Raw genomic sequence first — 26995 nt, 5'->3', positions numbered from 1 at the left:
CTCCACGGGGATGTTTGGCTTGGCTATTCATAGCACTGATTGGCTTCCGGCTGTAAGAGCATTGGCAGCGCTGGCGCACGATGACCACAGGCGGGAAGGCAGAAAAGCAAAAGGCTCAGCAGCGTCAGCTGCTAAGCCTTTGAGGTGACTGGCTCCCCGGGCCGGATTCGAACCAGCGACCAACCGGTTAACAGCCGGTTGCTCTACCACTGAGCTACCGGGGAAGAGCTACTCAGTCATCAGCGAAGTGGCCTATAGCAAAAGGGTTTCGCTTTTGCAAAGGACCATTTCGTTTTTTTTCATCTAATGTGCACAACAAATGATGACATGCCGCTTTTGCGTTCCTACATCCCGGGTCTGTTGAACACGGAAAGGACGAGCAACCGCGTGACCGAACGCCCCGAAAACGCCAGTAATCATGGGCCTAATGCTGCCCACGAGCATTCCGCCACGCCAAAGCGCCGGCATATGCGCATCTTTGGCCGCCATGTGCCCATTCCACAATCGGTGGCAATGCGTCGCACGCTCGGCGGTGCGCTCATTGCCGGGGGAACACTCGGTTTTCTGCCGATTCTGGGTTTTTGGATGATTCCGCTGGGGCTTGTGGTGCTGTCGCATGATTCTGCGCTGGTCCGGCGCAAGCGCCGGCAGCTGGAAGTGAAGTTCGGCCGCCGCTGGAAAGGCAGCCGGGCTGCGGCGAACAGCAAAGCCTGATTCGCCTGGAACCGGCACGCCCTTGCAATGCTGTCCCTTAGAGGCGCCGGCGCGTCCCGGCTTCGGTGATGGCGGCGATCAGTGCGCGCAGGCCGCGTGTGACCGTCTTGTCGTGGCGAATGATCAGCGCGAGTTCCCGATGCAGGTGCGGCATCAGCGGGCGCACGGTAAAAGGCCGCCGCTGTTCCGGGTCACGCACCGACATGGCGGGCAAGATGGCCCATCCCAGCCCCGCGCGCACCAGTTCCTTGATGGCCTCGACGCTGCCCAGCGACATGACCGGCTGCAGGCTTACGCCACTTTGTTCAAACCAGCGGTCGATGATCCGCCGGGTATTGCCTGACGGTTCAAACAGAATCAGCGGATTCTTCGACAGTTCCGCCGCCGTCACCTCCGGCGGCATGACCACGCCGGCGGGGGCGACGGCAACGAATTCGTCGCGCAGGATCGATTTTATTTCCAGCATCCGGCCGGAGGCGGGCATCGTCACCAGCGCAATGTCGAGCACATTGTCTTCCACCGCCTTGACCATGTCCGGCGTGTTGCCGGTGCTGACGGTGATATCCAGCGACGGAAACCCTTGCCGCAGGCTGCGCAGGAGCGGCGGGAGCAGATAGATGCAGGCCGTGGCTCCGGTTCCCAGCCGCACGCGCCCGATGGTCTCAGTCGTGTATCTGGCCATGGCATCCAGGGCGCCCGAAACCTCCCTGTTGATACGCCCCGCATGGGCAAGAAGCTCGGTACCGGCGGCGGTGGGGGTGGCTTTGCGGCCGATTCGTTCGATCAGGCGGACGCCAAGCCGCTTTTCCAGCTGCCGCACCTGCAGGCTCACGGCCGGCTGGCTGATGTTCAACCGGTCGGCGGCGGCGGAAAAGCTGCCGAGCTCGATGACTTCGACGAAGGTGGCCAGTTGATCGAGGCTGAGGGAAGACACAAAGCTTTCCTTATAGTTCGTATAGGCGTTCAAAGCTTCTTTTATATCTTCTGTGATGCAGAATGCCACCGGGTTCCTTGGCAAGCAGGGGCAAAAACCAGGCGCGGGAGACAGCGTGTGAGCATTCGAGCAGGCAGAATCCGCACATTGTTGCATCGGGTGGATTGCTATCTCACGGCCGCGCCGCAATCGCGCCACCATCAGCTCGAGGCGCTGCGGGAGCTCGAACCCCACTTGTTGCGGGATATCGGCCTGACGCCGACCGATGTCCGGCGCGGAAAACCGGAGAAACATTCATTGGATAATCAATTACTTGCAGAAAAAACCTCGCCTCTTGAATCCGCCTCCGTGCAGGTGCGCGCTGCGGAAGACCGCGATATGAACCCGATACAGGCCATCTATGCCTATCACGTGCTCAATGGCATCGCTTCCTTTGAACTGGAGGTGCCTGCGGTGGACGAGATGGCGGCGCGCAGGGCGGGCGTGCTCGCTGCGGGGCTGCCGTATCTGGTGGCTGAGGCGAACGGACGCGTCGTGGGATACTGCTATGCAACGCTCTACCGGCCACGCCTCGCCTACCGTTTCACGGTGGAGGATTCGGTTTATATCGCCAACGGCATGGCCGGCCGCGGGATAGGGTCGCTGCTGCTCGGCGAGCTGATCCGGCGGTGCGAGGCGGGCAATTGGCGGCAGATGGTGGCCATCATCGGCAACAGCGGCAATACGGGGTCGCTGAAGCTGCACGAGCGGCTTGGGTTCGAGCCGGTTGGGACGCTGCGCTCCGCCGGCTTCAAGTTCGGCCAATGGGTCGATACGGTGTTGATGCAAAGGCCGCTGGGGCAGGGTGACGGGACTTTCCCGGCTTAGAAGGGGCGTTCTCGATGCGGGTGCCGATGAACCGTATTGGGGCTTGATCGAACTTGCTTATGCCCGATACGCCTGTCCCACCAGTGCACCGCCCGCACCTGTGCACGGCAAATTTCCAGCCGGATCACGCAACCGGCCGTGCGCCATCCGCTGACGCATTGACGTCGGGATATACAGTTTGAAGGATAATTTGGAGGCCTCGCCCGGAATCGAACCGGGGTGCAAGGATTTGCAGTCCTCTGCGTAACCACTCCGCCACGAGGCCTCGTCACTGGAGACAATACACAAGACACAAGCCTGTGAATCTCCGGTGCCGTTGTCTATGAGACGAAGTCAGCGGCGTCAAGTCATTCCAGACAAAATCCTTCCGCTACCGCCATATGGCCGCGATCAGCCAAAACGGCAATGCTGTCGCCGCATGCCCGGCCACGCCAGATCAATCGCTATTGGTATGGGGGCGGTTCAGCCTTTCGAGAGTGGTCTTGAATGGTACGGAAAAGGATAGGTGTTCTATAGTGGTGTCTGGCCGATAGAACGCACCGACCTGTACGCCACCCTTGAACCAGTAATCCCAATCGATTTCGTCGTCGTCCTGTTCCGTGTGATACGGAACTCCGAATTCGCGCAGTGCATCGGAACGGTTGCGAAGGGGACCGCGGGTGAAGGGAACAGGGCCATTATAGGCCTTTCGATCCTTCTTGGCTTTGTCATAGGCAAAGACACCCGACAGAACCGCCTTTCCTTCATCCTCTGGTGTTCCATAGGTCTCTTTGTAATCGGAGTGAAATTGGAAGGCGAGTTCGATGCCGAGGGGCTTGAGTTCAAGATGCCCGACACCGTGCCCACGCTGCACGCGGCCCTGCATCTGGGCAACATCAAACCCGGCAGATAAGAGAAGACTGGAGAGCCCAGCGCTTTGCTCGGTATGTCCAAGAAACGGCAAAATTTCACTCACGTTCATCGCGTCAAGGGTTCCTGCCATCTGTTCCCCCGACTGGATCACAGATTATGGTCAAGTTCAATTATACATGCGCTCAGAACACAGCGCTTCGACTGCTTTACAGGTAAGGGTTCACACAGTACCAATCGGTCATAATCCCGCCTCGTCTAATGGCAGGACACCGCCCTTTGAAGGCGGGAATCGTGGCTCGAGCCCATGAGCGCGAACCATCATATGGGTGGATTTCAAGCCGGTAATTCGAATCCAGCGGAGAGGAAGCCAATTGGAAATAACGATTGACGATGCGAAAGCGCTTGCCCGGCGGGCCTGTATTTCCGTAGGGGCAAGCAGTGCAAACGCAAATGCACTTGCAGATGCAACCGTTGCCGCTGAATGCAACGGACGCAGCGCCGTGGGGTTTCGGCATCTTCTGGATTATCTGGCCGCATATTCGGAGGGGCGCATCAACGGCAATGCCGAACCGGAGGTTGCATTTCCAGCACCTGCACTTATTCGCGTTGATGCCGCGGGGGGAATAGCGCATCTTGGATTTGATCTTGTGATCGATGAATTGGTCACGCGGTCGCGTACATTTGGGCTCGCGGCGCTCGCCCTGCACAACAGCTATACAACAGGTGAGCTGGGATATTATGTCAGGCGTCTTGCGGATGCCGGATTGGTCGCATTCGCGGCAACGAACAGTCCTGCCCTGATGGCATCGGGAAAGAGCCGTGAGGCCGTGTTTGGCACCAATCCCCTTGCTTTTGCCGCGCCAAGCGAGGATTCGCGTCCGCTGGTGATTGATCAAGCTTCCAGCGCCACAGCTTTCGTCACCATAAGGCAACTTGCCGAACAGGGAGAACAGATACCTGAGGGATGGGCTATAGACGCCCAAGGCAGTTCCACGACAGATGCCGGTGAAGCGATGCGGGGCGTACTCCTTGCCTTTGGCGGCACACGAGGTGCGAATATTGCACTGATGGTTGAAACGCTTGCCGCAGGATTGACTGGTTCCAATTGGTCTCTTGATGCACCATCCTTTTCGCAAGGCGCTCTTTCGCCAGGGGTAGGGTTGTTTGTTTTTGCCATACAACCCAATTTGCTTGCTCCAGATTTCCCGGCACGTCTTGCCGCCCAGCTGGACCGGCTGCACAGCAAAGGCATTCATATTCCGGGTCGCGCGCCTGTCCTGCCATCGATTGATCTGCCGGTTGATCTGCTCAACGCTTTGGAGGCCTTTAGCCTTCGTTCGCTCGCCCGGGATTGAATGCCTGCGGAAACGGTCCGCTGTCGTCGGGCAATACTAAGGGATTGACCTAAGTTTTTATCCGACCTATAACCCGTTTCCATTCAGATGGACACGGGTGCTTTCAAAGGAGGGGGCCATGATACCACAGACCGGCGGCGGCATGCCGCCACGCCAGCCCATGCCCGATCCGGCAGTCGTGGATCATATTTTCCGCGCGCTGTCCGACGCGACGCGGCGCGATGTACTCGAACGGCTTACCGTCCGCCCCGCTTCGGTATCCGAGCTCGCAGCGCCCTACGGCATGGCGCTGCCGTCTTTCGTCGAGCACCTGAAAGTGCTGGAGGGAAGTGGCCTGGTACGGTCACACAAGACCGGACGCGTCCGGACCTACGAACTCGAGGCGGAACGGCTCAAGCTTGCGGAAGACTGGCTTGGGCGCCAGCGCGTGCTGTGGAAACGCCGTCTCGATCAACTGGACAGTTATCTCATGAAACTCAAGGAGGAAGAATCCAAATGAAGCTACCCGACATCACGATCAATCCCAAACTCGATCTCGTGCTTGAACGCGACCTCGACGTCCCGGTGGAGCTCGTATGGCGCGCCTGGACGACACCGGAGCATCTGCGCCAGTGGTTCGCGCCAAAACCGTGGACGATCACGGCCTGTGACATTGACCTGCGGCCCGGCGGGACAGTCAATTTCACGATGCGCTCGCCGGATGGCCAGGAGTATCCCAATACCCATTGCTATCTCGAAGTGAAACCGCACGAACGCCTGGTCATCACCGACGCGCTGATCGGCGGTTACCGGCCGTCAGCCAATCCGTTCTTCACAGCCACACTGGACCTGGCGCGCAACGGAAACGGCACGCTCTACCGTGCGATCGCCATTCATGGCGATGAATCCAACCGCAAGAAGCATGAAGAGATGGGTTTTCACGAAGGCTGGGGCACCGTGGTCAGCCAGATGGTGGAATACATCAAGACCGGACGCATGCACTCCTGAGGGCTTTTTGACCATATCGGCGTTCAACGTATCCGGCGCGTTGCCGGTTGCGTTGAACGCCGGAAGCGTGGCGTTAACAGAGCCGCGAGCAGCGCACGGCCCGGCTTTCATGAGATGCCGGGCCTCTCATTTCAATGTCCTATAGGTGCTTTAAGACGGGTTCATTGCGGCAAAAGTCTCATCGTAGCGGCCCTCCCGCTCCGCCGAGCGCCGGGCACGGTCGCGTTCGACCAGAACTTCGCCTCTCGGATAGTTTTCCGCCTCCAGCAAGTGCATGACCTCGGTTACATAGGCGGCAACCGGCATGGCGCGGGGATCGGATGCCTGCCGGTCGCCGGTCAATTCCGTCTGAACATAAGGCGGTGCCAGCTCAAGCACGCCGACCGGAATATTGCGGAGCTGGTGACGCAGCGACTGCAGCCACGAGTGCAGGAAGGCCTTGCTGGCGCAATAGGTCGGAAAGTCGGTGCGGGGAATGAAGGCGAGGTTTGAACTGGTCGCGAGGATCGTCGCGCCGGGCCGGGTTTTAAGCAGCGGCAGGAACGCCGCCGTCACGCGCAGCACGCCCAGGATGTTCGTCTCGACGATCGACTGAGCGGCGGAAATGTCCCAGTCATCCGTCGTCATGTCCTCCGGCCGCGAGATGCCGGCATTCGCGATGAGCATGTTAAGCGCGGGAAAGCGTGTGCGAACCTCGCTGACAAGATGAGCCAACGAGTCCGGATCACCGAGATCAAGCGGGAGTCCCACCAGACCCGGCCGGGCGGCCGTAATCTCTTCAAGCAGGGATGCGCGCCGTCCCGTGATGATGACGCGGTTGCCGCGGTCGTGGAACGCTTCAGCCAGTGCGCGCCCGATGCCGCTGGTGCCGCCGGTGATGAGGATCGTATTGCCGGTCATTTGCATATCATGTTGCTCCTTGGTTTCAATCCGGACGTGAGGCCGACGGTCTGACCGTGTTCCGGCCTCTGTCTCGAGGTGTTGGCGCCAATGGAAGAAAGGGTTTTGCCGAACGGCTCCCCGTTGCTCGGGCCGCACGACATTGCGCCGCAGCATGCCCGATGCCGGGAACACAGCTGGAGCCGTCGAACGGCCGGAAATGGGAGGTGGGGAAAACGATGTCATACCATAAGCGCCTCTTGGACCGAGAACTCCCTGCTGGGATCCTCTCGACAAAGGACGCGTTGGATGACGGTAACGCCTACGACAGCTGGCTGCACGCGCAACTGTAATTTGCCAACTAGGCCCACATATCGTGCTTGTCAAGACGCTGCTGGACGCCTGGCATGCGGATGCTCGCTCCCCGCGGATAGCACATTGCGGTGTCTGGCCTGCATGCCGGCAAAGCAAAACCCGCACGGCCATTGCTGTGGGCCATGCGGGTTCGAATCAACAGACGGGGTTATTGAGGGAAGGCGCCGGGAACCAGATCTGCGGGGCGGCTGGCCGCAGCGATCGGTTGGGATTCGCTTGCGGATTTGTTCTTGGCCAAAGCCTCGCGAAGCAGCTGCCATTCGCGCTCGTGGCGCTGGTAGACTTCCTGTGGAACGGTCTTGATCGTCATTCTCTCATGCTCCGAATTGAATTGCCGGACGTGATAACGATCCAAATAGGCAAGAGTTCCGCAGTTCAAATCAACAATTGCGACGGTCTATTACAAAATTAGCGGAGATGACGGAGATTTTAATTTCAATTTTCAACAAGTGATGTGATGCCATTTGCACTCCACTGCAAAATGGTCAGTAAAATCGATTTAAAGTATTGTTACTGCTCCGCTTATTTCAGTTTTTATCGTCTGATGAGAGCGCATTGCGGATATTGTCCGCGTCTGAATCTTTGAACGCCGGGAATATATCATTGCCGATCAGGCTGTGGATTTCGCGCAGATACGGGCGCGCAGTCGCGGTCTGGCCGAGGGCGAGATAAGACCGCGCGATGGAAAGCGATGCCAGCGGTTGTCCGTGGCCGAGGCACCATTGACGGGCAATTTCGGATGTTGCGATGCTTTCGTCATATTGATCGACGTCGAAGAGCGCGGCGCCATAGCCGCTTTTGATCCAGAAGTTGATATCCGTCCCTTGCAGGTGCTCGTCCGCGATGCGCGAAGCCTTTTCCCAGTGTTTGACCGCGTGCAGATGGTCGCCGGCTGCGCCGAGACGAATGCCTTCATTGGCCTGATCGAAAGCTTCCCGTTCCCTTGGGTGCATGGAGTGGGTCATTGCTGGAGCACCCCTATGAAAGCTGCCGGGCCGGTGCGCACAACTAACTGGAGCGGCGTTCGGAATAGCGGCGATAGACGCCTCTGCCGGCGTTCTTGGCGATGTAGAGTGCCGCATCGCCACACCAGAGCAGGCTCTCCGGCGTCTGTCCGTCACGCGGGGCCAGAGCCGCGCCGATCGTTGCGGTTATCCGGATCGGTGCATCGCCGCCCAAATCATAGGGCTGCGAGATCGATCCGATGATCCGGTCGGCAACGCGGGCAGTTTCTTCAGACGTTACCTGGACCAGCACAATTGCAAACTCGTCGCCACCAAGACGATACACAACATCGTTCTTGCGCAGACAGGACTGAAGCCGGTCAGCAACCAGTTTTAGAAGGTTATCGCCTTCGCTGCGGCCATGTTGTTCATTGATGATCTTGAAGTTGTCAATATCGATGCAGAGAATGGCAAATTCAATGCGGTCGACGAAGTCACTTTCGCCGTACGATGCGCAAAGACTATCAAGATGTTCTTCGAGCGCATCCCTGTCGGCCAGTCCGGTGAGTTCGTCGTGACTGACGGGGAAATCGCCTAGTCCTTTGAAATCAATCATTTACGCATAATTCCTATCGCCGCTTACCGATTCCTTCTGCCTGCTTGTGACAATGGCAGGTGCTTGCTGTCAGTTCAATAACAGAATTGGGTGCATGCGTGAGCGGAAAACAATGGCAAGGTAAATAAAAGGGACTTTACTTTCGCTACTTTACCACGAATTTTCGATCAATTCGACACCTCTTTCTTGCGCTGCAACAGGCCACCCTCTTTCAATGCCGCGCGGGGCCTGTCCCGCGGTTGCCGGGCCTTCTGCCGGGGGTATCCGTCGTTGCGAATCTCATGTCCGCCGCGGTGAAAGAATCGCTTGATAACAGGCTGTTGCCGGTGATTTGCCCCTGAAATAATGCGACAAGAGTTGCACAAAGATTACGCTGCGCGAGAAAGATGCGATATTTGCATGCAAATGGCCCGTGTGTTGCCTCGCCACGGCAGACATTGATTGACGGTGGCTTAATTTTTTGCCACATCCTGTCCTAAATTATTGCTTCTGCTGAAATCATCCGGCAGGAGCCAGTTACGCGCTTGCAAGCGCTCTGTGTTGCAAGTGCCTTGCCAGGAAAGCTTGTGGACCATGACGCTGAACTTTGAAGATCTTCGCATCAAGATGGTCGACAATCAGTTGCGTACGACTGATGTGACCGACAAACCGTTGCTTCAGGCCTTCCTCGATGTTCCCCGCGAAAAATTCGTGCCAAGCGTCCGTCAGCCACTCGCCTATATCGACGAGGATGTTCTGGTGTTGGGTGCAACCGCGGAATCGGGTGCGCGTTACCTGATGCAGCCTTCGCCTTTCGCCAAGCTTGTGCAATTGGCCAATGTCCAGCCCGAGGATGTGGTTCTCGATGTCGGTTGCGCAACCGGATACTCGGCCGGGGTGCTTTCGCGCATCGCCGGATCGGTGATCGCGATTGAAAACGACCAGACTCTTGCCGAGCAGGCGACTGCCACATTGGGGCAGCTTGGTTATGATAATGTGGTGGTGGTTAGCACGCCGCTGCAAAAAGGGTATGCTGCGGAAGCGCCCTATGATGTGATTCTGTTTGAGGGTGGCATTGATCATGTTCCTGGTCCATTGTTTGACCAGCTGAAGGATGGGGGACGCCTCGTTGCCGTTGAAGGCGCGGGCAATTCCGGTCAGGCCATGATTTATGTCAAGAATGACGGGGTAGTATCGGGCCGTCCTGCTTTCAACTCTGCCGTGAAGCCGCTTCCCGGTTTTGAGAGGGTGCCTGAGTTCGAATTTTGAGTGTCGCACATGAGACAAAAGTGCAACGGTTGACCACTTTGTTCGCATATCGAAAAATGTGCCGGTGGGTCATCTTGCAAATTGAAAGCGAATGAACGACATGTGGTCGAACCAATCGGTTCGGTCTGGGGTTTCCAAGTTTTAGAGAATGAAGGGGTTTATGGTGTTCATACCGGGTAAGCGAGTACTCACCGCAGCACTGCTGTCGGCGACGGTCTTGACCTCTGCGCCTTCAATGGCAGAAACGATCTTTGGCGCGATGTCCAAGGCGTATGACAACAATTCGACCCTCAATGCTGATCGCGCCGGTGTGCGGGTGACGGATGAGGGCGTTGCGATCGCCAAATCCGGCTATCGCCCGACAGTTTCGGCGACAGCCGGTTTGACGGCTTCTTCACGCCGGATTGATGGGGGCAGCACCAGCAACTCGAATGTCGGTACATTCGGCATCTCCCTCAATCAGACGCTGTTTGACGGTTTCCAGACCAAGAACAACGTCGCGTCGGCCAAGACCCAGGTTCTGGCCGCCCGTGAAAACCTGCGCAACAACACACAGAATCTGCTGTTCAGCGCTGCGCAGGCCTACATGGATGTGTACATGTTCCGGCAGATCGTGGTTCTGCGTCAGAAGAACCTGGAGTTTCTTGACGAACAGCTGCGCGCTGCCCGTGCGCGTTTCGATGTCGGAGAAGGCACCCGCACGGACGTTGCCCAGGCCGAAGCACAGAAGGCCTCGGCAGTGGCCACGTTGAACGTCGCCCGTTCAGACGTCAAAACCGCTGAAGCCACCTATATCCAGATTGTCGGCGCAGCGCCGACAGGGCTGAAGCCGGCGAGCATTGCCTCAAAGCACCTGCCGAAATCGATGGACTCGGCCTTTGCCATTGCAGCAAAGGATCATCCGGGAATTCTCGCAACGCAGTACGCTCTTGACGCTGCGGGCTATTCGGTGAAGTCGAATGAAGGCGCCTTGCTGCCGCAGATCGGCCTGAGCGGCGGTGTGACCCGCACGGATGTGTTTTCGGGCAATGACTCGTCGCAGAACGACGGAACTGCAGCATCGGCCGGCATTACGCTGACCATTCCGATCTACAGCGGCGGCCGTACGCCGGCGCTTGTCCGTCAGGCCAAGGAAACCGCCGCGCAGCGCCGGATCGAAGTGGATGTGACCCGCGACAGCGTGCGTCAGGCGATTGCCAAGGCATGGTCGCAGCTGGAAGCCGCCAAGGCATCCATTGTTGCGCAGAAAGCCGTGATCTCGGCCGCCCAGCTCGCCTTGAACGGCGTTATCGAGGAACGCAAGGTTGGTCAGCGTACCACGCTCGATGTCTTGAACCAGCAGGCTCAGGTTCTGTCCGGGCAGATTGCCTTGGCTCAGGCTGAACATGACAGTGTTGTCACAAGCTACGCCGTTCTGCTTGCAGTCGGCCGCCTGCTGCCGGAACAGATCGGCCTGCAGGTCGCCCAGTACAAGCCGGAAGAGCATTACGACGCCGTCAAGGACAAGTGGTTCGGATTGCGCACGCCGGACGGCCGTTAGACCTCGAACCTGTTGTTGGAACTATTCCCATGCCGCCGGTGTCATCACGCCGGCGGCATTTTCACGAGCGGATGGCCGGTTGCGTGCCGTTCCAGAAAAGTCTGTGGGTTAGGCCGTATTCTCCGCCGCAGGGATTCTCAAAGACAAAGTAAGCCTCTACACTGAATGCAGATTCGTTGCTCGGCAGCGAAACAAGATGTAGTAGGCGAGAGTATCATGGCACAATCCTCCAGCGTGGCGCGTGAACCTTCTATGGAAGAGATTCTCGCCTCGATCCGTCGTATCATTGAAGAGAGTGATACAACACGGACAGAGGCTGGTGTGCCGATGCCGGTCAATTCCGATGTTCCCGTTCCTGCCGGCGCAATCCAGACGCCGCTTCACGCCTATGATGCAAGCGAGGAGGAGGCGGAACTGCCGCCGCGCGAAGGCATTGCCGTTTCGCATCCGCTGCCGCACGGCTATGAAACGCCATTGGGCAGGCCGTTCTCGCCGCTGCAGTCCAAGCTTGTCGAGCGCGAAGCGGTTGTAACGCCGCCGGAGCCTCAGCCGGAAGTATTGAAGGCCCCGGTTGCCCCCGAGCCTGTCATTGACGAACCGGCGGATTATGCCGTGCCGGAGCCCGAGGCTTTTGCAGCGCCTGAACCTATGATTGAAATTCAAACGCCTGTTGTCCCCGTGCCGCCGCAGGTACCGGTTGTCGAACGGGAGGCTCAGGCCGAAGCATTGGATCAGGCGCCGGAAGTCGAACCGGTTGCACCGGCACCTGAAGCATCCGAGGCTGCCATCGGCGACGAGGTTTCGCTCGATCTCGAACGCGCGCTGGAGCCGATCCTGTCGGAAGCGACGGAACGTCAGGTCAGCGCCGCTTTCAATGACCTTTCCTTTGCCGTTCAGCATGAGCAGCGCCGGTCCTTCGATGACATCGCGCAGGAAATCATGCGGCCCTTGCTGCAGGACTGGCTCGACAACAATCTTCCCAATCTGGTCGAGCGGCTGGTGCGCGAGGAAATCGAGCGCGTGGCGCGGGGCGCCAAGCGCTGATTTCGTTCCAGCGGCTATCTGCCCTGAATCACCTTGAACGCACCCGGCGTAAGGTTGCCATTGCTCACGGAATTGACGTCAGCACGGGTGAGCTTGCCGCTGACAATGCCTTGAACCAGTCGTTTGCACAGGATCGTTGGCATGCTCGAAACGCTCAGTCCTGATATGACGGCTATGTTCTGGCGACTTTTCATCGGCATGTTGCCGAACATATTGGAGCAGTGTCCTATTTCGGCTTTTTGCCTCTCGGGTTTTGCCAGGAGGCCTTGTACTTCCTTATACCGGCCTTCAGATACCCCGCAGCCAGCCAGAATTGTCACAGCAGTGCATGCTGCGATGAGCTTGTAAAATTTCATGCTTTCCCCCTGAACAGTCGGCGATGTGCGACAGTTCATTCGGTAGCGTCCCGATCTTCTAAGTCAAGATTGCATCGTCGACATTCGGCAAGTCATCATTGACTTATGTCCAGCCATTCGGTTTACACCGTAGCTAACCTTTTTCCGCAAAAATGACGGACTATTCGCATGCTTGAGAAGACCTATGATGCCGCGGCCATAGAGCCGAAGATCGCAGAACGCTGGGACGACGCTGGCGCATTCAAGGCCGGAGCCGGTTCGAAGCCCGGCGCGGATCCCTTCGCCATCGTCATTCCGCCGCCGAACGTGACCGGCTCGCTGCACATGGGCCATGCGCTGAACAACACGATTCAGGACATTCTCGTGCGCTTCGAGCGCATGCGCGGCAAGAACGTGCTGTGGCAGCCGGGCATGGACCACGCGGGCATTGCGACGCAGATGGTCGTCGAGCGCCAGTTGATGGAGCGCCAGCAGCCGGGACGCCGCGCCATGGGCCGCGAGAAGTTCGTGGAGCGGGTGTGGGAGTGGAAATCCGAGTCCGGCGGCATCATTGCCGGCCAGTTGAAGCGTCTGGGCGCGTCCTGCGACTGGTCGCGCGAACGCTTCACCATGGACGAGGGGCTGTCGAAGGCGGTTCTGGAAGTTTTCGTGACGCTCTACAAGCAGGGGCTGATCTACAAGGACAAGCGGCTGGTCAATTGGGATCCGAAGCTGCTGACCGCAATTTCGGACATTGAAGTCGAGCAGCGCGAAATCAAGGGCCATCTCTGGCATTTCCGCTATCCGCTCGAGAATGTGGCTTTCGATCCGGAAAACCCGCATACCTATATCGTTGTTGCGACGACCCGGCCGGAAACCATGCTGGGCGATACGGGCGTTGCCGTTAATCCGGCCGATGAGCGCTATCATGCCGTTCTCGATAATAATGTCCTGCTGCCGCTGGTTGGCCGCCTCATCCCCATCGTTGCGGATGATTACGCTGATCCGGAAGCCGGGTCCGGCGCGGTCAAGATCACACCCGCCCACGACTTCAACGACGCGGAAGTCGGCAAGCGCAACGATCTGCGGCAGATCAATATTCTCAATACTGATGCTTCGATCTTCTTGAAGGATAACAACGACTTCCTCGAAGGACTGGAGAAATCGAGTCATCTCGATCAGCTGATTCATGCGCTCGATGGCAAGGATCGCTTTGCTGCGCGCAAGCTGATTGTCACGATGATGGAAGAGGGCGGCTATCTCGAAAAGATCGAAGATCACACGCATATGGTCCCGCATGGCGACCGCGGTGACGTGCCGATCGAGCCTTATCTCACCGACCAGTGGTATGTGAACGCGGCGGAACTCGCCAAACCAGCCATTGCCAGCGTGCGCGAAGGCCGCACCAATTTTGTGCCGAAGAACTGGGAAAAGACCTATTTCGAGTGGATGGAAAACATCCAGCCCTGGACGATTTCCCGCCAGCTTTGGTGGGGACACCAGATTCCGGCGTGGTATGGCCCTGATGGCCAGGTCTTTGTTGAAAAGACTGAGGAAGAAGCGCTCAGCGCCGCGATTCAGCATTATCTGGCGCATGAGGGACCGATGAAGGCCCACGTGCAGAACCTGCTCGAAGACCTGAAACCCGGCGATATTCTCACGCGCGACGAAGACGTGCTCGACACCTGGTTCTCGTCGGCGCTGTGGCCGTTCTCGACACTGGGCTGGCCGGACAAGACGCCGGAGCTTGCCACCTATTATCAGACCGATGTTCTGGTCACCGGTTTTGACATCATCTTCTTCTGGGTCGCCCGCATGATGATGATGGGCCTGCATTTCATGAACGAGGAGCCGTTCCACACCGTCTATGTCCACGCGCTGGTGCGCGACAAGAACGGCGCCAAGATGTCGAAGTCGAAAGGCAACGTCATCGATCCGCTGGATCTGATCGACGAATATGGCGCCGATGCCCTGCGGTTCACGCTTGCCATCATGGCGGCACAGGGCCGCGACGTGAAGCTCGATCCGAGCCGCATTGCCGGATATCGCAATTTCGGGACAAAACTCTGGAATTCGACACGTTTCGCCGAGATGAACGGCGTTGCGCGCAATCCGGCTTTCCGGCCGCAGGACGCAAAGCTCACGGTCAACCGCTGGATATTGACGGAGCTGACCAATGCGGTGCGCGACGTCACCGACGGCATCACGAGCTATCGCTTCAACGAAGCCGCCGGTGCGGCATACCGGTTCGTCTGGAACCAGTTCTGCGACTGGTACATTGAATTGCTGAAGCCGGTGTTCAATGGCGAGGATGCGGAAGCAAAGGCGGAAGCACAGGCCTGCGCCGCCTATGTCCTCGATGAAATCTACAAGCTGCTGCATCCGTTCATGCCGTTCATGACGGAAGAGCTCTGGGCGCATACGGCCGGCGAGGGACAGATGCGCGATACCCTGCTCTGCCATGCAGGCTGGCCGGAGCCGGATTTCCTCGACGGGGAAGCCGCCGCGGATATCAACTGGCTGATCGATCTGGTGACGGGCATCCGTTCGGTCCGGGCGGAAATGAATGTTCCTGCCTCTGCCACGGCGCCGCTGGTGGTCGTGGGGGCGCGTGACGTGACCAAGGAGCGATTGGTGCGCCATGAAGCTTCGATCAAATGGCGCGCGCGTGTCGAAACGATCGAGCTCGCCGATGAAGCCCCCAAGGGCTCGGCGCAGTTTGTTATCGGCGAGGCGACGGCATGCCTGCCGCTTGGCAGCCTGATCGACGTGAAGGCGGAAGTTGCCCGCCTTGGCAAGGAAGCCGGGAAGATCAACGAGGAAATCGACAAGATCGGCAAGAAGCTTGGCAATGAAAAATTTGTTGCCAATGCAAAGCCGGAAATTGTCGAGGCGGAGCGTGAGCGGCTGGTCGAGCTGCAGGCATCCATCGAAAAGATTACAACGGCTATACGCCGTGTCAGCGAAGCCGGCTGATCAAACTAATCCTTTTGGGCTAATTGATTCTCAATTTGATTGAATTATTCTGTGCTCCCCTTGAATGACGGGGGAGCACACCCCATTTTCGACAGTCCTTCGCCCCAATTCGGTCATTTTTGGCCGCCGTTGCATTTGAGCAACATTGCCGTTTTTTTGCTGAAAATCAGCTGTTTCCGACCTCAGGCAAGGGTCTGCCGCTGAAAAAATCAGGGAATTCCTGACGAAAAATCACGAAATTTCGATGTTTTGAAAATTCGGGCTTCGCCCCTGTTCACAAGCCTTCTCGCAAACAAGTTGCACGATTCGCCCGCTTTGTTACCTATTACGTATTGGTAACAATTTTGCTGGACTTTGATCGCGGGTTCAGAGGTTTTCAGGTCTCGGGGAGGACTTAATGACTAAGACTATTTCCACAATCATCGGCAGCGCGCTTCTTTTGACAAGTGTTGCTACTGCTGCACAGGCGGGGGGCCTTGAACGCGGCGGTTACAACTGGGACCTTCTTTTCAGCGAAGAGCGTTTTGTGACCGAAGGTGGCGTGATCTACGTTATGCCTGATCGCAAGATCAAGAATGCCAAGGACACCAATCCTCTCGATGGAAATGAGAACTTCAAGAAGTCCTCGACGAGCGAGACACCTGACTATTCCGTCTACAAATTTGGCGCGAAGGTCGGCATCACGCCTGATCTGGACTGCCTGGGTTCCTACAGCCAGCCTTGGGGTGTTCATACCAAGCCCGGTTCCAATTGGGCTGGCGACAACTCGAACATTGAAACCAAGATTTCATCGGATGACTGGGGCCTGACCTGCTCCTACAAGTTCCATGTTACGGACAAGGGCTCGCTGCGTTTCATCGGTGGCGTTTCCTATCAGGAACTCGAAGGCTTCAAGACACGCATGGTCAACGGCTTTGTTCCGTTGTTGACACACGGTGCGCTCGATGGCACCGGCAGGCTGAACCTGAGCGCGGACGGCGTCGGCTGGCGCGTTGGTGCCGCTTATGAAATCCCTGAAATCGCGTTCCGTGCCAGCCTTATGTACAATGCGGCTGTTGACCTCGGTGAAATCGGCGGCACGCTCGATCTGACCCAGCTGCCTAAAACGCCTGCGAACCCGCTTTCCGGCCGGATCACGGACGTTTATGGCACTGCCGAAATGCCACAGTCCGTCGAATTCAAGCTTCAGACCGGTATTGCACCGAACTGGCTGGCCTATGGCTCGGTCAAGTGGGTCGACTGGAGCGTTCTCGACGTTATCGCGTTCTGCCCCACCGCAACCAAGGGCAAGGTTGCCTGCGGACCATCGTCTCCGGCCCGCGCAACGTCGCTCGACCTGATGTTCCAGGACGGCTGGACGGTTACGGGCGGTGTTGGTCACAAGTTCAACGATCAGTGGAGCGGTCAGCTGCAGGTCAGCTGGGACAAGGGCACGACAACCGGCCTGACCACGCAGACAGACACCTACCTCCTGTCCGGCGGTCTCGCATACTCGCCGAACAAGAATGTTGAACTTCGTCTGGGCGGTGCCATCGGCATCCTCAAGTCCGGGTCTTACGGTCCGACCAAGTGCACGGGCAACGTCGCCTGCGGTGCCGATGCCACCTATGACTTCGGCAACGATCTCGTCACCGCCGTATCGCTTTCCGGCAAGATGAAATTCTGATCCGACCAGGACCGAACAGAAAAGCCCGGTATTCGTACCGGGCTTTTTCAGTATTTGGACGTTGGTTTATTGTGCACTGCAATGCCGGCAATCCGAAAGTAAGAGTTTCTCCATTACGTTTTGTGACGATTCAGCAACACTTCTGAGCGATGATTTGCAAGGCGGAGGCAAGGGGCAATTTTGCCCATTTTGCGCCACAAACCCGGAGCACCTCGATAGGGCGGCGACCGATAAGTGGTTGAAGAAATGTCGTGCAATGGTGCCGATGTTCCGCCCGGGGCAATGATGGACGCAAAACCGATCTTACTGGCTTACACCAACAGCCTTTATGCGATGTCGGAACTGACGCGCTGCCCCGATGATTCCATTTTTGCAGGCACATCCCATTCCCAGATATCTGGCCGTACTATTGCCGGAAAGCGGTCAAATGATCGCTGGAATGATGCGTCACATTCATCGTCAAGAACATCCGCAGCGCAAATGATACGCGCTCAAAAAGGGGTGGCAGGCGGCGTATTCGCCGGTGTCGCCGTCAATCGAGTCCTGACAGGGGGTGCCGGGCGCAGCAAGGCTGCGACGCATCCGGTCCGGGCGAAGGAAGTGTATTGCCATGCTCATTGTTGATCGCTTCGCCGCTCCGTTTTTCGGGATCGGGCTTGCTTTGAGTGTCATGACGCTGCCGTGCCATGCGTTCGACACCAGCAATGAGATGAATGAGGATTCCAGCCCCTTCGCTCTCTTCAAGTTCGGATTTTCCGCCTACAAGAAGGGTGACAAGGATGAAGCCGTCAAGGCATTGAGATTTGCCGCGGAGAAAGGCCATCAGGGCGCCAACTGGAAGCTCGGCCGCATGTATGCGGATGGCGACGGTGTCAAGGAAGACGACTACGAAGCCTACAAGATGTTCGAGCAGGTCGTGCATGAGGGCGCCGAACAGGGCACGCAGAACGAGAGTTATGTTGCCGATGCGCTCGTGGCCCTTGCCGGTTATGTGAAGCGCGGCATCCCGAACTCACCGATCAAGTCCAATCCGAGCGCCGCGCGCGATCTCTACCTGCAGGCCGCCTCGAATTTCGGCGACTCCGATGCACAGTTCGAACTCGGCAAGATGCTGATGAAGGGTGAGGGCGGCCAGCCGAATCCCAATCAGGCGGCCCGATGGTTCCGCCTTTCGGCCCAGAAGGGCCATGCCGGTGCGCAGGCCATGCTGGGCAACCTGCTGTTCCAGGCCGGAAAGACCGTGCGCGGGCTGGCCATGATGACAGCCGCATTCGAGCGGGCATCCAAACAGGATCGCGTCTGGATCGGCGATATTCAGGAACAGGCGTTTTCCATTGCCAACGAGGCCGACCGCCGGACGGCCATCGTGCTTGCCGAAGACATCATCAAAACCGGCGATTTCTGATCAGGAAGAGCCAGCCTGAGCTGACCCGATAGGGCCTTCAGCCGCAAATCATGCCAAGGCGATTGCCACAGGCACGTGATCCGACGGCTTTTCCCAGGCGCGGACATGTTTTTCGATGCTGGCCGAGGTGAGACGGTTGGCGGCCTCCGGCGACAGCATCAGGTAGTCGATGCGGATGCCATTGTTCTTCTGCCAGGCTCCGGCCTGATAATCCCAGAATGTATATGTCCCAGCCTCATCCGTGACGGCACGGGTCGCATCGGTGAAGCCGAGGTTTTCCAGCCGGCGCAATGCCTGGCGCGATTCCGGCTGGAACAGCGCGTCATTCAGCCATACCTCGGGGTGTTTGGCGTCCTTCGGCTGGGCAATGACGTTGTAGTCGCCTGCCAGGACAAGCGGTTCTTCCAGGGCAAGCCGGTCTTCCGCCCAGCGTTCCAGACGCTCCATCCAGCGCAGCTTGTAGGGGAATTTTTCCGTATCGATGGGATTGCCGTTGGGCAGATACAGCGAAACAACGCGAATGGCGCCGGTTTCCGTCGAAAATACCGCTTCGATGAAGCGCGACTGCTCGTCGGTATCCTCGCCGGGCAGGCCGCGGATTACTTCGTCCGGGCTCTTCTTCGACAGGATGGCAACGCCATTGAAGCCCTTCTGGCCGTGGGTTTCGACGTGATAGCCGAGGGCTTCGATTTCACCTCGCGGAAACTGCTCGTCGACGGACTTGATTTCCTGCAGGCAGACGATGTCCGGATTGGATTCCCGCAGCCACGCTGTCAGAACTTCGATCCGCGCTTTCACACCATTGATGTTCCAGGTGACAATTTTCATGGGAAACACGACTTTGCTGAGTTTTGATTGCGCGAAATCTGAAACGCCGGTCAGACGGAAAAACTGGTTCCGCAGCCGCAGGACGAGGTGGCGTTGGGATTGCGGATCTGGAAAGACTGTCCCATCAGGTCGTCGACAAAGTCGATTTCGGAGCCGCCGATATAGGGCAGGGATATCGAATCGATCAGCACCTTTGCGCCGAGTTTCTCGATGACGATGTCATCGGCGTCCTGCGCATCGACCAGATCATATTTGTAGGAAAAGCCCGAGCAGCCGCCGCCTTCGACGGAAATGCGCAGGGCGGTCTTCTCGGGATCGGACTTCAGAATTGCCGAAATGCGCTTGGCAGCAGCATCGGATACGGAAACATTCATTGCATCGCTCATTTCTTCACGCTCCAAATGCGAACCAGTTCGCAGCGCTCCGGCTTAAGTTGACATTGCCATGTCACACCTTGCCATTCATCATACACCATAGCTAAGAATTGGCGACCGCGAAGTCAACGACCGGCGCGGCCGCAAAGTGGGAAGGCATTCAATTCAATCATGTCGATGCAGGGAATTGGCTTCGGATACAGGGAGAGGGCGCCCTATGCCTGCGATCCGCAACGCAGTCGCGGTCGCCTCGTACCGGAAAACGAGAGTCCGACGCGCACGGTTTTCCAGCGTGATCGCGACCGTATCATCCATTCCACCGCCTTTCGGCGCCTGAAGCACAAGACGCAGGTGTTCATCGCCCATGAGGGGGACCACTACCGCACCCGGCTGACCCACACGATCGAAGTGGCGCAGATTGCCCGGGCATTGGCACGGTCGATGCGGCTCGATGAAGATCTGGCCGAGGCGATTGCCCTTGTGCATGACTTCGGTCACACGCCGTTCGGCCATACGGGCGAAGATGCGCTCAACGAAAAAATGAAGGCGTTTGGCGGGTTCGACCACAATGCCCAGTCATTGCGTATCGTGACCAGCCTTGAAAGGCGCTATGCGGAGTTTGACGGGCTGAACCTGACCTGGGAGACGCTTGAAGGGCTGGTGAAGCACAACGGTCCGCTGACGGGAGCAGATGGCCAGGGACTGAAGCACCCCGTGCCTGCCGCCATTGTCGAGTATAACAGCCAATATGACCTCGAACTCAGCCGTTATGCCTCGCTGGAGGCGCAGTGCGCGGCAATTGCCGATGATATCGCCTATAACGCGCATGATATAGACGATGGCCTGCGTTCAGGCCTGCTGTCGCTGGAGGCATTGGAGGAGGTTCCGCTGACCGGCGACATCCTGCGCGCAGTGCGGCAGAAATATCCAGTTCTCGACGACGTCCGTACATCGCACGAAATCGTGCGGCGGCAGATCACCATCATGGTCGAAGACGTTATCCGCACGGCCCAAACGAATATCGAAGCGCTGCAACCGCAATGCGTGGACGATATTCACAATGCCGGACGCATGCTGATCGGGTTTTCCGCTGCCATGCGCGACAAGGAAAAACTGCTGAAATCATTCCTTTACAAGAATCTCTATTTCCACGAGAGCGTCATCCGCATCAGAAAGTCCGCCGACCAGATCGTGCGCGATTTGTTCGATGCCTATATGGCCGACGAGCAGACCATGCCGGAAGGCTGGCGCGAGGGGCCGAAACACGACGGTTTGGCGGCGCGCGCACGGCTTGTGGCGGATTTCCTGGCGGGCATGACCGACACTTATGCTGTGCGCGAGCATCGCCGCTTGTTTGACCATACGCCCGAATTGGCTTAAGCGAAGGGCCAATCGCGGTCACACGACCGCACCAACGTGAAAAACCCGATCGAGTATAACGTCATGAACATCTTCGCCGATTTCGATGCGCGGATTAAAAAAGCCCTGCAAGCGCTTGAATTGAAAACCATTGATGGCGCCGATGTGGATCTGTCCCGCGTTGGCGTTGAGCCGCCGCGCGATCCGAGCCACGGTGATATCGCAACGAATGCAGCGATGGTTCTGTCGAAAGCCGTTGGCCAAAACCCGCGCGAACTGGCGATCCGGATCGGCGACGCGCTGAAAAATGACCCGGATGTCGGCTCTGTTGACGTTGCCGGACCGGGTTTTATCAACCTGCGCTTGAAGGATACGTACTGGCACGGGCAACTGGCCGGCATGCTGGGCGCCGGTCTCGACTATGGCCGGTCGAAGCTGGGCTATGGCCACAGGGTCAATGTCGAGTTCGTTTCAGCCAATCCGACCGGGCCGATGCATGTGGGGCATTGCCGGGGCGCCGTTGTCGGCGATGCCTTGGCCAATCTCCTGTCCTTCGCTGGTTACGATGTGACCAAGGAATATTACATCAACGATGCGGGCGCGCAGATCGATGTGCTCGCCAATTCGGTGATGCTGCGTTACCGCGAAGCGCTGGGTGAGCATATCGGCGAGATTCCGGCTGGCCTTTATCCCGGCGACTATCTTGTTCCGGTCGGGCAGGCGCTTGCCGCCGATTACGGCACGAAACTTCTGGCAATGCCGGAAGAAGAAGCGACCGCGATCATCAAGGACCGGACCATCGATGCCATGATGGTGATGATCCGCGACGATCTTGCGTCGCTCAACGTGCATCACGATGTGTTTTTCTCCGAGCGGACGCTGCATGCGGACAACGCCAAGCAGATCAGGTCGGCAATCAACGACCTGACGCTGAAGGGGCACGTGTACAAGGGCAAGCTGCCGCCGCCCAAGGGCCAGCTGCCGGAGGACTGGGAAGATCGCGAGCAGACCCTGTTCCGTTCGACCGATGTGGGTGACGATATTGACCGGCCTTTGGTGAAGTCCGACGGGCAGTTCACCTATTTTGCCGCCGACGTTGCCTATTTCAAGGACAAGTACGACCGGCACTTCGATGAGATGATCTATGTGCTCGGGGCCGATCATGGCGGGTACGTCAAGCGGCTTGAATCGCTGGCACGCGCTGTTTCCGGCGGTATGGCCAAGCTGACGGTTCTCATCTGCCAGCTCGTCAAGCTCTATCGCAATGGCGAGCCGGTGCGCATGTCGAAACGCTCGGGCGAGTTCGTTACCCTGCGCGATGTGGTGGAAGAAGTCGGGCGCGATCCCGTGCGGTTCATGATGCTGTACCGGAAGAATGACGCGCCGCTGGATTTCGACTTTGCCAAGGTCACCGAACATTCCAAGGACAATCCGGTCTTCTACGTCCAGTATGCCTCCGCGCGGTGCCATTCCGTGTTCCGGCAGGCGATCGAACAGCTTGGGCTGGGTGAAGAATCACTGGCGGCCAGTGCCCGGCACTTCGGTTTGCTGACGGACGAAAGCGAAATTGCGCTCATCCGCAAGCTCGCCGAATATCCACGTTTGATTGAAACGGCGGCCGTCCATCAGGAGCCGCACCGCCTTGCTTTCTACCTTTATGACCTGGCAAGTTCGCTGCACGCGCAGTGGAATAAGGGAACCGAAAACGCGGACTTACGTTTTATTAAGGTTAACGATCCAAACTTGTCCCAAGCCAGGCTAGGGCTGGTGCAGGTTGTTTCTAAGGTTTTGGCGTCCGGATTGTCTATCATTGGTGCGGACGCCCCAACCGAAATGCGCTGAAAGGCGCGGAAATCCTGTCAACTTTTGCCCACATTGCGCTGGTATGGCCAATGCGTGACGTCTTTTGACGTCCATAGTTGAGAGTACAGGATTAACGCCATGGCGGACAACTATCTTCAGCGTTCTCACCGGCAGGATGATTCGCGATTCGGTAATGACGACCCTCTGATGGAGCTTTCCCGTATCATGGGAACGCCTGTCGAAGAGGAACACACGGCAACCGGATCGGGCGAGGATCTTGCTATGGATCTGGAGCGCGAGCTCATGGGCGATTTTGAGGAGCATCCTCAGCGTGCCGCCCCGGCGGCAGCCCCGGAGCCCGTGCACAGTCATGCTGAGCCGGATCGGTTTGCTCACTTCGATATTCAGGATGCGGTGGAACGGGAATTGATGTCGAATGCGGATTATGCGCATGCCGCAGTCGAGCCCGTCGCGATCTATGAGGAACCTGACTACGCCGATTACGAGCCGGACGCCGTTTATGCCGACGGCGAAACGGGCGAGGGGCGCGATGGGCACGAGCCTGTCAGCTTTGTACCCGAACCGGCGCAACCGGAACGCGCTGTCGTTGCGGCGCCGTCCTTAAGCCTTGAAGATGAACTTGAGACGCTTCTTGCCGGTGCGGCGAAGCCTGTGGTTCAGCGCTCGGCAAACGCTTCCTGGGGGTATGGTTCGCAAGCGCCGGTCATCGGCCGTACGGAAGCTGCTCCCATTATCAGCCGCGCAACCTCCTATGCGCCGTCCGTCACCCAGCCGGTTGCCGAGGCGAAGCCGGCCTATGCGCCGGAACCTGCCGCCTATCAGGCCGCGCCTGTTCTGGCATCGGCTGCCTACGCGCCGGTTCCTGTGCACGAAGAAGCCGCAGCGGCCCAGGGCGATCCGCTTGAGGATTTCGACACGGAAGAACTGATGGCCGCCTTCGACGATTTCGAAGTGCCGCTGGATGTGGAAGACGAAGCTGTTCCGGCGCACGCGCTGGACGCAGAGCTGCCCCGTTACCAGAGCCCCGTGCATTCCTATGCGGCCGTTCGCGAGCCGGAACTTGCTCCCGTTGCGCTCTTGGCTGCCGCTGAAACCCACCATCTGCCGGAGCCGCAGGATTTGAGCGGCTATGCGGATGAGCTGGATCGCGCGGCCTCGTCAATCTCTTCTGCGCCCGATGTTCACACCGTGGCGGTCACCGAGAACCGGGTCGAGTACACGGAGTCGCTTGATCTGCCTGAAGTGCACTACGAAGACGATGTTCCCCAGCACAATGGCCTGGGCGAGCTTGAAACCGAGTTTGCTGAAGTCTTCGGCTCGATCGAGGCGGATGATACCCGTGCGGCCTATACGGCACCGCAGGAGGAGCCGCAGCAGCCGGCGCCGGCCGCGAAGGATGAATATGCCGATATTTTTGCCGATGTCTTCGGCAATGAGGCTGAGCAGGGACATTATACCCCGGCAAACTATGCGGCTGCGGGAGCCGGTGTCGCCGCAGCGGCGGCTGTCGGAGTGGCTGCTGCCAGCGCGCATCAGTCCCGCCCGGTTGCCAGCAGCTACAGCAACGGTCCTGAAGACGATATGGATTTTGGCTACGATCCAAAACGCGACGATGTCGGCATGGCTGCAACGACCTATGCCCAGCCGATGAGCCGCAAACGCAGCTTCGTTGTGCCGGGTGCCGTAGCGGCAGCCGTTCTTCTCGCCGTTTCCGGTGCCGTTGCCTATAAATGGACCAGCGGATCGGGTGGCGAGCCTGTGGTGATCATGGCCGACAAGAGCCCGATCAAGGTTCAGCCGGAAAGCACGGCGAACACGACAGCGCCTGTCCAGGACAAGATCGTTTATGAAAAGGGTGCGACGGCGGATACATCGCCGCCAAAACAGCAGCAGCTTGTCACGACCCAGGAAAAACCGGTCGATCTGACCGCCGATACGGATGAGGATATTGCCGGAACCAAGGCAGAGGAGAGGGTCGATCCCGCCGCTGCGAACATGGCTTCGAGCGAGGAGCAGGCCCAGCCGAATGGCGCCATCGCACCGCGCAAGGTTCAGACTATGGTCGTGAAGCCCGATGGTACCATGGTAGCCGCCATTCCGCAGGCTGCCGATCCCGTCGCTTCGGGTCCTGCCGCCGCGCCCATGGCGCGTCCGGCACCGGCGGCCCCGGCACCGGTCAGCGCGATGCCCGACGGCAACGATCAGATCGGCTCGCTTGCGGCGGCCAGCAATCCTGCAACGCCAAAACCGGCGGTTGAGCCCCTGGTTGCCAAGCCGCAGGCTCCGGCAACCGGCAAGCTGCCGGCCAAGGCGGTCGAGACGAAGAAGATCACGGCAGAGACGGTTGCTTCCGTTGCGCCGAAGAATGTCCCGATTGTCGACTCCCGTCCGGCCGATCAGCCCTTGAACGTTGTTGATCGCGTCGCGCCGCAAAAGCCGGCCGGTCAGCCGCAGCAGCAGGTTGCTTCTGCCGTGGCACCGGGCACTTATCTGATCCAGGTTGCTTCGCAGCCGACGGCGGAAGGCGCGCAGAAGACCTATGCTTCGCTCGCCCAGCGCTATCCCGGCGTGATCGCCGGTCGCGGTGTCGATATCAAGCAGGCCGAGATTGCCGGCAAGGGCACATTCTACCGCGTTCGTATCCCGGCCGGTACAAAGGACGCTGCCGTCAATCTGTGCACCAAGTTCAAGTCGGCGGGCGGCAGCTGCTTCGTGACGCAGTAAGCCCGCCACATAACCAGACAAAGGCGGCCAATGGCCGCCTTTTCCTTTTTTGCATCACCGCAGTAGACTTTACCCATGAGCGAATCAAAAGCATGGATTGCCGGCACGTCCGGTCTGAAACTGACCCCCGACGAAATCGCGTTCTTCCGCGATGAACGCCCGTGGGGTTTTATCTTGTTTGCCCGCAATGTCAGCGAAGCGGCACAGGTCGAGGATCTGACCGGGCATCTGCGTGATCTGGTGCGGCGTGACGAAGCCCCGGTGCTGATCGATCAGGAAGGCGGGCGGGTGCAGCGTCTGCGACCGCCGCTGGCGCCCAATTATCCCGCCGGATCGGCGCTGGGTGCCCTGTTCAAGCAGGACGAGGAGGCGGGATTGCGCGCGGCCTGGCTGCTTTCGCGCCTTCACGCGTTCGATCTCATGAAACTCGGCGTCAATGTCGATTGTCTTCCGGTTCTCGATGTTCCGGTTGAGGGCGCCAACGAGGTCATCGGCAGCCGGGCCTACGGCAAGCATCCGGAAATCGTCACGGCGATGGGCAGGGCTGCGGCGGAAGGCCTTCTGGCGGGCGGCATGCTGCCTGTGATGAAGCACATTCCCGGCCATGGCCGCGCATTTGCCGACACCCATCACGAATTGCCGACCGTGACAACGCCGCTCGACGAATTGGCGGAACACGACTTTGCCCCGTTCCGGGCTCTGGCGCATCTGCCCATGGCGATGAGCGCCCATGTCATCTTCTCGGCCATCGACCCGAAGCATCCGGCAACGACATCCGGCAAGGTTGTGGAAGAGATCATTCGCGGCCATATCGGCTTTGACGGGCTGCTGATGAGCGATGACGTGTCGATGAACGCACTTTCTGGGGATTATTTTGACCGGACCAAAGCAATCTTTGCGGCGGGCCTCGATATCGTGCTTCACTGTCACGGCATTATGGAACAGATGACGGCGGTTGCTTCCTGCACACCCGAACTGAGCGGCAAGGCGCTGGAGCGGGCACAGCGGGCGATCCAATATGCGAGAAAGCCGGATGCTTCGGATGAAGCGGAAATCCGGGAAGAATTCCAGCGTTTCTTCGAAGCGGTGGCATAGAAGCGAGAGAGAGTTGACGGCGACGGAACAGAAAACGAATGGCAAGACCACGGC

General features: G+C 58.5%; 25 protein-coding genes and 3 tRNA genes. 17 read left to right on the top strand and 11 right to left on the bottom strand.

Annotated features, from left to right (window positions below):
* Positions 1 to 149: 149 nt before the first annotated feature.
* Positions 150 to 224 (bottom strand) — tRNA-Asn (locus ACZ5FP_RS13580).
* A gap of 244 nt (positions 225 to 468) precedes the next feature.
* Between ACZ5FP_RS13580 and ACZ5FP_RS13575 the strand changes: the two genes are divergently transcribed.
* Positions 469 to 714, top strand: a complete 246-nt coding sequence (locus ACZ5FP_RS13575) for a hypothetical protein (protein WP_223613489.1) — start codon at positions 469 to 471, stop codon at positions 712 to 714.
* Between the two features lie 37 nt (positions 715 to 751).
* On the opposite strand, the gene ACZ5FP_RS13570 is transcribed toward ACZ5FP_RS13575, so the two are convergent.
* On the bottom strand, positions 752 to 1648 hold the full coding sequence (locus ACZ5FP_RS13570) for a LysR family transcriptional regulator (protein WP_464660711.1): 897 nt from the start codon (positions 1646 to 1648) through the stop codon (positions 752 to 754).
* A gap of 117 nt (positions 1649 to 1765) precedes the next feature.
* Between ACZ5FP_RS13570 and ACZ5FP_RS13565 the strand changes: the two genes are divergently transcribed.
* Positions 1766 to 2515: a GNAT family N-acetyltransferase gene (locus tag ACZ5FP_RS13565; protein WP_464660709.1), complete on the top strand. Its 750-nt coding sequence runs from the start codon at positions 1766 to 1768 to the stop codon at positions 2513 to 2515.
* A gap of 191 nt (positions 2516 to 2706) precedes the next feature.
* Here the strand turns inward: ACZ5FP_RS13565 and ACZ5FP_RS13560 are convergent.
* Positions 2707 to 2780: transfer RNA gene (locus tag ACZ5FP_RS13560), tRNA-Cys, on the bottom strand.
* 171 nt (positions 2781 to 2951) lie between these two features.
* Positions 2952 to 3497: a hypothetical protein gene (locus ACZ5FP_RS13555; RefSeq protein WP_464660708.1), complete on the bottom strand. Its 546-nt coding sequence runs from the start codon at positions 3495 to 3497 to the stop codon at positions 2952 to 2954.
* Between the two features lie 116 nt (positions 3498 to 3613).
* Here ACZ5FP_RS13555 and ACZ5FP_RS13550 point away from each other — a divergent pair.
* The 4 genes from ACZ5FP_RS13550 (at position 3614) to ACZ5FP_RS13535 (ending at position 5709) form a co-directional block, all read left to right on the top strand.
* Positions 3614 to 3685, top strand: a tRNA-Gln gene (locus ACZ5FP_RS13550).
* Positions 3686 to 3693: 8 nt separating this feature from the next.
* Entirely contained in the window at positions 3694 to 4722 is a 1029-nt protein-coding gene (locus ACZ5FP_RS13545; RefSeq protein ID WP_464660706.1) for an Ldh family oxidoreductase, read from the top strand.
* Between the two features lie 160 nt (positions 4723 to 4882).
* The gene (locus ACZ5FP_RS13540; protein ID WP_404928127.1) at positions 4883 to 5221 is read left to right on the top strand and encodes an ArsR/SmtB family transcription factor; all 339 of its coding nucleotides are present in this window, start codon (positions 4883 to 4885) and stop codon (positions 5219 to 5221) included.
* Positions 5218 to 5709, top strand: coding sequence for an SRPBCC family protein (locus ACZ5FP_RS13535; RefSeq protein WP_223613142.1), 492 nt, complete (start codon positions 5218 to 5220; stop codon positions 5707 to 5709). The genes ACZ5FP_RS13540 and ACZ5FP_RS13535 overlap by 4 nt, the downstream gene beginning before the upstream one ends.
* Positions 5710 to 5859: 150 nt before the next feature.
* Here ACZ5FP_RS13535 and ACZ5FP_RS13530 read toward each other — a convergent pair whose 3' ends face one another.
* From ACZ5FP_RS13530 to ACZ5FP_RS13515, 4 genes are all read right to left on the bottom strand, one after another.
* Positions 5860 to 6609, bottom strand: a complete 750-nt coding sequence (locus ACZ5FP_RS13530; protein WP_464660704.1) for an SDR family oxidoreductase — start codon at positions 6607 to 6609, stop codon at positions 5860 to 5862.
* A 502-nt stretch (positions 6610 to 7111) separates the two neighbouring features.
* On the bottom strand, positions 7112 to 7273 hold the full coding sequence (locus tag ACZ5FP_RS13525) for a hypothetical protein (RefSeq protein WP_464660703.1): 162 nt from the start codon (positions 7271 to 7273) through the stop codon (positions 7112 to 7114).
* 217 nt (positions 7274 to 7490) lie between these two features.
* A complete protein-coding gene (locus ACZ5FP_RS13520) occupies positions 7491 to 7928 on the bottom strand; it encodes a hypothetical protein (RefSeq protein WP_464660701.1) in 438 nt (145 codons plus the stop codon).
* Between the two features lie 43 nt (positions 7929 to 7971).
* Complete coding sequence (locus ACZ5FP_RS13515) at positions 7972 to 8523, bottom strand: GGDEF domain-containing protein (RefSeq protein ID WP_223613146.1); 552 nt, start codon at positions 8521 to 8523, stop codon at positions 7972 to 7974.
* A 573-nt stretch (positions 8524 to 9096) separates the two neighbouring features.
* Between ACZ5FP_RS13515 and ACZ5FP_RS13510 the strand changes: the two genes are divergently transcribed.
* The 3 genes from ACZ5FP_RS13510 (at position 9097) to ACZ5FP_RS13500 (ending at position 12355) form a co-directional block, all read left to right on the top strand.
* A complete protein-coding gene (locus ACZ5FP_RS13510) occupies positions 9097 to 9771 on the top strand; it encodes a protein-L-isoaspartate O-methyltransferase family protein (RefSeq protein WP_464663267.1) in 675 nt (224 codons plus the stop codon).
* Positions 9772 to 9919: 148 nt separating this feature from the next.
* Complete coding sequence (locus ACZ5FP_RS13505; protein ID WP_464660699.1) at positions 9920 to 11311, top strand: TolC family outer membrane protein; 1392 nt, start codon at positions 9920 to 9922, stop codon at positions 11309 to 11311.
* Positions 11312 to 11527: 216 nt separating this feature from the next.
* Positions 11528 to 12355, top strand: coding sequence for a PopZ family protein (locus ACZ5FP_RS13500; RefSeq protein ID WP_464660697.1), 828 nt, complete (start codon positions 11528 to 11530; stop codon positions 12353 to 12355).
* Positions 12356 to 12369: 14 nt separating this feature from the next.
* Here ACZ5FP_RS13500 and ACZ5FP_RS13495 read toward each other — a convergent pair whose 3' ends face one another.
* Positions 12370 to 12711 carry a hypothetical protein gene (locus ACZ5FP_RS13495; RefSeq protein ID WP_223613150.1) on the bottom strand — a complete coding sequence of 114 codons (342 nt, stop codon included), beginning with the start codon at positions 12709 to 12711 and terminating at the stop codon, positions 12370 to 12372.
* A 168-nt stretch (positions 12712 to 12879) separates the two neighbouring features.
* Between ACZ5FP_RS13495 and ACZ5FP_RS13490 the strand changes: the two genes are divergently transcribed.
* The 4 genes from ACZ5FP_RS13490 (at position 12880) to ACZ5FP_RS13475 (ending at position 18737) form a co-directional block, all read left to right on the top strand.
* Positions 12880 to 15666, top strand: coding sequence for a valine--tRNA ligase (locus tag ACZ5FP_RS13490; protein ID WP_464660695.1), 2787 nt, complete (start codon positions 12880 to 12882; stop codon positions 15664 to 15666).
* A gap of 397 nt (positions 15667 to 16063) precedes the next feature.
* Positions 16064 to 17332, top strand: coding sequence for an OmpP1/FadL family transporter (locus ACZ5FP_RS13485; RefSeq protein WP_464660693.1), 1269 nt, complete (start codon positions 16064 to 16066; stop codon positions 17330 to 17332).
* A 234-nt stretch (positions 17333 to 17566) separates the two neighbouring features.
* Positions 17567 to 17956: a hypothetical protein gene (locus tag ACZ5FP_RS13480; RefSeq protein WP_464660691.1), complete on the top strand. Its 390-nt coding sequence runs from the start codon at positions 17567 to 17569 to the stop codon at positions 17954 to 17956.
* Positions 17943 to 18737 carry a tetratricopeptide repeat protein gene (locus tag ACZ5FP_RS13475; protein WP_105732580.1) on the top strand — a complete coding sequence of 265 codons (795 nt, stop codon included), beginning with the start codon at positions 17943 to 17945 and terminating at the stop codon, positions 18735 to 18737. Before ACZ5FP_RS13480 ends, ACZ5FP_RS13475 begins: the two co-directional genes overlap by 14 nt.
* 48 nt (positions 18738 to 18785) lie before the next feature.
* Here ACZ5FP_RS13475 and xth read toward each other — a convergent pair whose 3' ends face one another.
* Together xth and erpA are read right to left on the bottom strand one after the other, a co-directional pair.
* The gene (gene xth, locus ACZ5FP_RS13470; RefSeq protein WP_464660688.1) at positions 18786 to 19565 is read right to left on the bottom strand and encodes an exodeoxyribonuclease III; all 780 of its coding nucleotides are present in this window, start codon (positions 19563 to 19565) and stop codon (positions 18786 to 18788) included.
* Between the two features lie 50 nt (positions 19566 to 19615).
* Positions 19616 to 19951: an iron-sulfur cluster insertion protein ErpA gene (erpA, locus tag ACZ5FP_RS13465; protein WP_162800193.1), complete on the bottom strand. Its 336-nt coding sequence runs from the start codon at positions 19949 to 19951 to the stop codon at positions 19616 to 19618.
* Between the two features lie 159 nt (positions 19952 to 20110).
* Here erpA and ACZ5FP_RS13460 point away from each other — a divergent pair, with 159 nt between their 5' ends.
* The 4 genes from ACZ5FP_RS13460 to nagZ all read left to right on the top strand — a co-directional run bounded on the left by ACZ5FP_RS13460 (position 20111) and on the right by nagZ (position 26941).
* Entirely contained in the window at positions 20111 to 21319 is a 1209-nt protein-coding gene (locus ACZ5FP_RS13460) for a deoxyguanosinetriphosphate triphosphohydrolase (protein ID WP_464660686.1), read from the top strand.
* 63 nt (positions 21320 to 21382) lie between these two features.
* Entirely contained in the window at positions 21383 to 23140 is a 1758-nt protein-coding gene (gene argS / locus ACZ5FP_RS13455; protein WP_464660684.1) for an arginine--tRNA ligase, read from the top strand.
* A gap of 99 nt (positions 23141 to 23239) precedes the next feature.
* Positions 23240 to 25846, top strand: a complete 2607-nt coding sequence (locus tag ACZ5FP_RS13450; RefSeq protein WP_464660682.1) for an SPOR domain-containing protein — start codon at positions 23240 to 23242, stop codon at positions 25844 to 25846.
* 75 nt (positions 25847 to 25921) lie between these two features.
* Complete coding sequence (gene nagZ, locus ACZ5FP_RS13445) at positions 25922 to 26941, top strand: beta-N-acetylhexosaminidase (protein WP_464660680.1); 1020 nt, start codon at positions 25922 to 25924, stop codon at positions 26939 to 26941.
* Positions 26942 to 26995 lie beyond the last annotated feature (54 nt).

Source organism: Phyllobacterium sp. T2-21 (assembly GCF_055378485.1).
This window is presented reverse-complemented; position numbering and strand designations above follow the sequence as displayed.

Bases quoted from the DNA above. Each gene is read 5' to 3' on its own strand.
- ACZ5FP_RS13540 (WP_404928127.1), top strand. From the start codon at position 4,883: ATGCCCGATCCGGCAGTCGTGGATCATATTTTCCGCGCGCTGTCCGAC.
- ACZ5FP_RS13515 (WP_223613146.1), bottom strand. From the start codon at position 8,523: ATGATTGATTTCAAAGGACTAGGCGATTTCCCCGTCAGTCACGACGAA.
- ACZ5FP_RS13460 (WP_464660686.1), top strand. From the start codon at position 20,111: ATGTCGATGCAGGGAATTGGCTTCGGATACAGGGAGAGGGCGCCCTAT.
- nagZ (WP_464660680.1), top strand. From the start codon at position 25,922: ATGAGCGAATCAAAAGCATGGATTGCCGGCACGTCCGGTCTGAAACTG.
- ACZ5FP_RS13510 (WP_464663267.1), top strand. From the start codon at position 9,097: ATGACGCTGAACTTTGAAGATCTTCGCATCAAGATGGTCGACAATCAG.
- ACZ5FP_RS13505 (WP_464660699.1), top strand. From the start codon at position 9,920: ATGAAGGGGTTTATGGTGTTCATACCGGGTAAGCGAGTACTCACCGCA.
- ACZ5FP_RS13555 (WP_464660708.1), bottom strand. From the start codon at position 3,497: ATGGCAGGAACCCTTGACGCGATGAACGTGAGTGAAATTTTGCCGTTT.
- ACZ5FP_RS13490 (WP_464660695.1), top strand. From the start codon at position 12,880: ATGCTTGAGAAGACCTATGATGCCGCGGCCATAGAGCCGAAGATCGCA.
- xth (WP_464660688.1), bottom strand. From the start codon at position 19,565: ATGAAAATTGTCACCTGGAACATCAATGGTGTGAAAGCGCGGATCGAA.
- ACZ5FP_RS13525 (WP_464660703.1), bottom strand. From the start codon at position 7,273: ATGACGATCAAGACCGTTCCACAGGAAGTCTACCAGCGCCACGAGCGC.
- ACZ5FP_RS13535 (WP_223613142.1), top strand. From the start codon at position 5,218: ATGAAGCTACCCGACATCACGATCAATCCCAAACTCGATCTCGTGCTT.
- ACZ5FP_RS13530 (WP_464660704.1), bottom strand. From the start codon at position 6,609: ATGACCGGCAATACGATCCTCATCACCGGCGGCACCAGCGGCATCGGG.
- argS (WP_464660684.1), top strand. From the start codon at position 21,383: ATGAACATCTTCGCCGATTTCGATGCGCGGATTAAAAAAGCCCTGCAA.
- erpA (WP_162800193.1), bottom strand. From the start codon at position 19,951: ATGAGCGATGCAATGAATGTTTCCGTATCCGATGCTGCTGCCAAGCGC.
- ACZ5FP_RS13475 (WP_105732580.1), top strand. From the start codon at position 17,943: ATGCTCATTGTTGATCGCTTCGCCGCTCCGTTTTTCGGGATCGGGCTT.
- ACZ5FP_RS13485 (WP_464660693.1), top strand. From the start codon at position 16,064: ATGACTAAGACTATTTCCACAATCATCGGCAGCGCGCTTCTTTTGACA.
- ACZ5FP_RS13495 (WP_223613150.1), bottom strand. From the start codon at position 12,711: ATGAAATTTTACAAGCTCATCGCAGCATGCACTGCTGTGACAATTCTG.
- ACZ5FP_RS13520 (WP_464660701.1), bottom strand. From the start codon at position 7,928: ATGACCCACTCCATGCACCCAAGGGAACGGGAAGCTTTCGATCAGGCC.
- ACZ5FP_RS13500 (WP_464660697.1), top strand. From the start codon at position 11,528: ATGGCACAATCCTCCAGCGTGGCGCGTGAACCTTCTATGGAAGAGATT.
- ACZ5FP_RS13450 (WP_464660682.1), top strand. From the start codon at position 23,240: ATGGCGGACAACTATCTTCAGCGTTCTCACCGGCAGGATGATTCGCGA.
- ACZ5FP_RS13575 (WP_223613489.1), top strand. From the start codon at position 469: ATGCGCATCTTTGGCCGCCATGTGCCCATTCCACAATCGGTGGCAATG.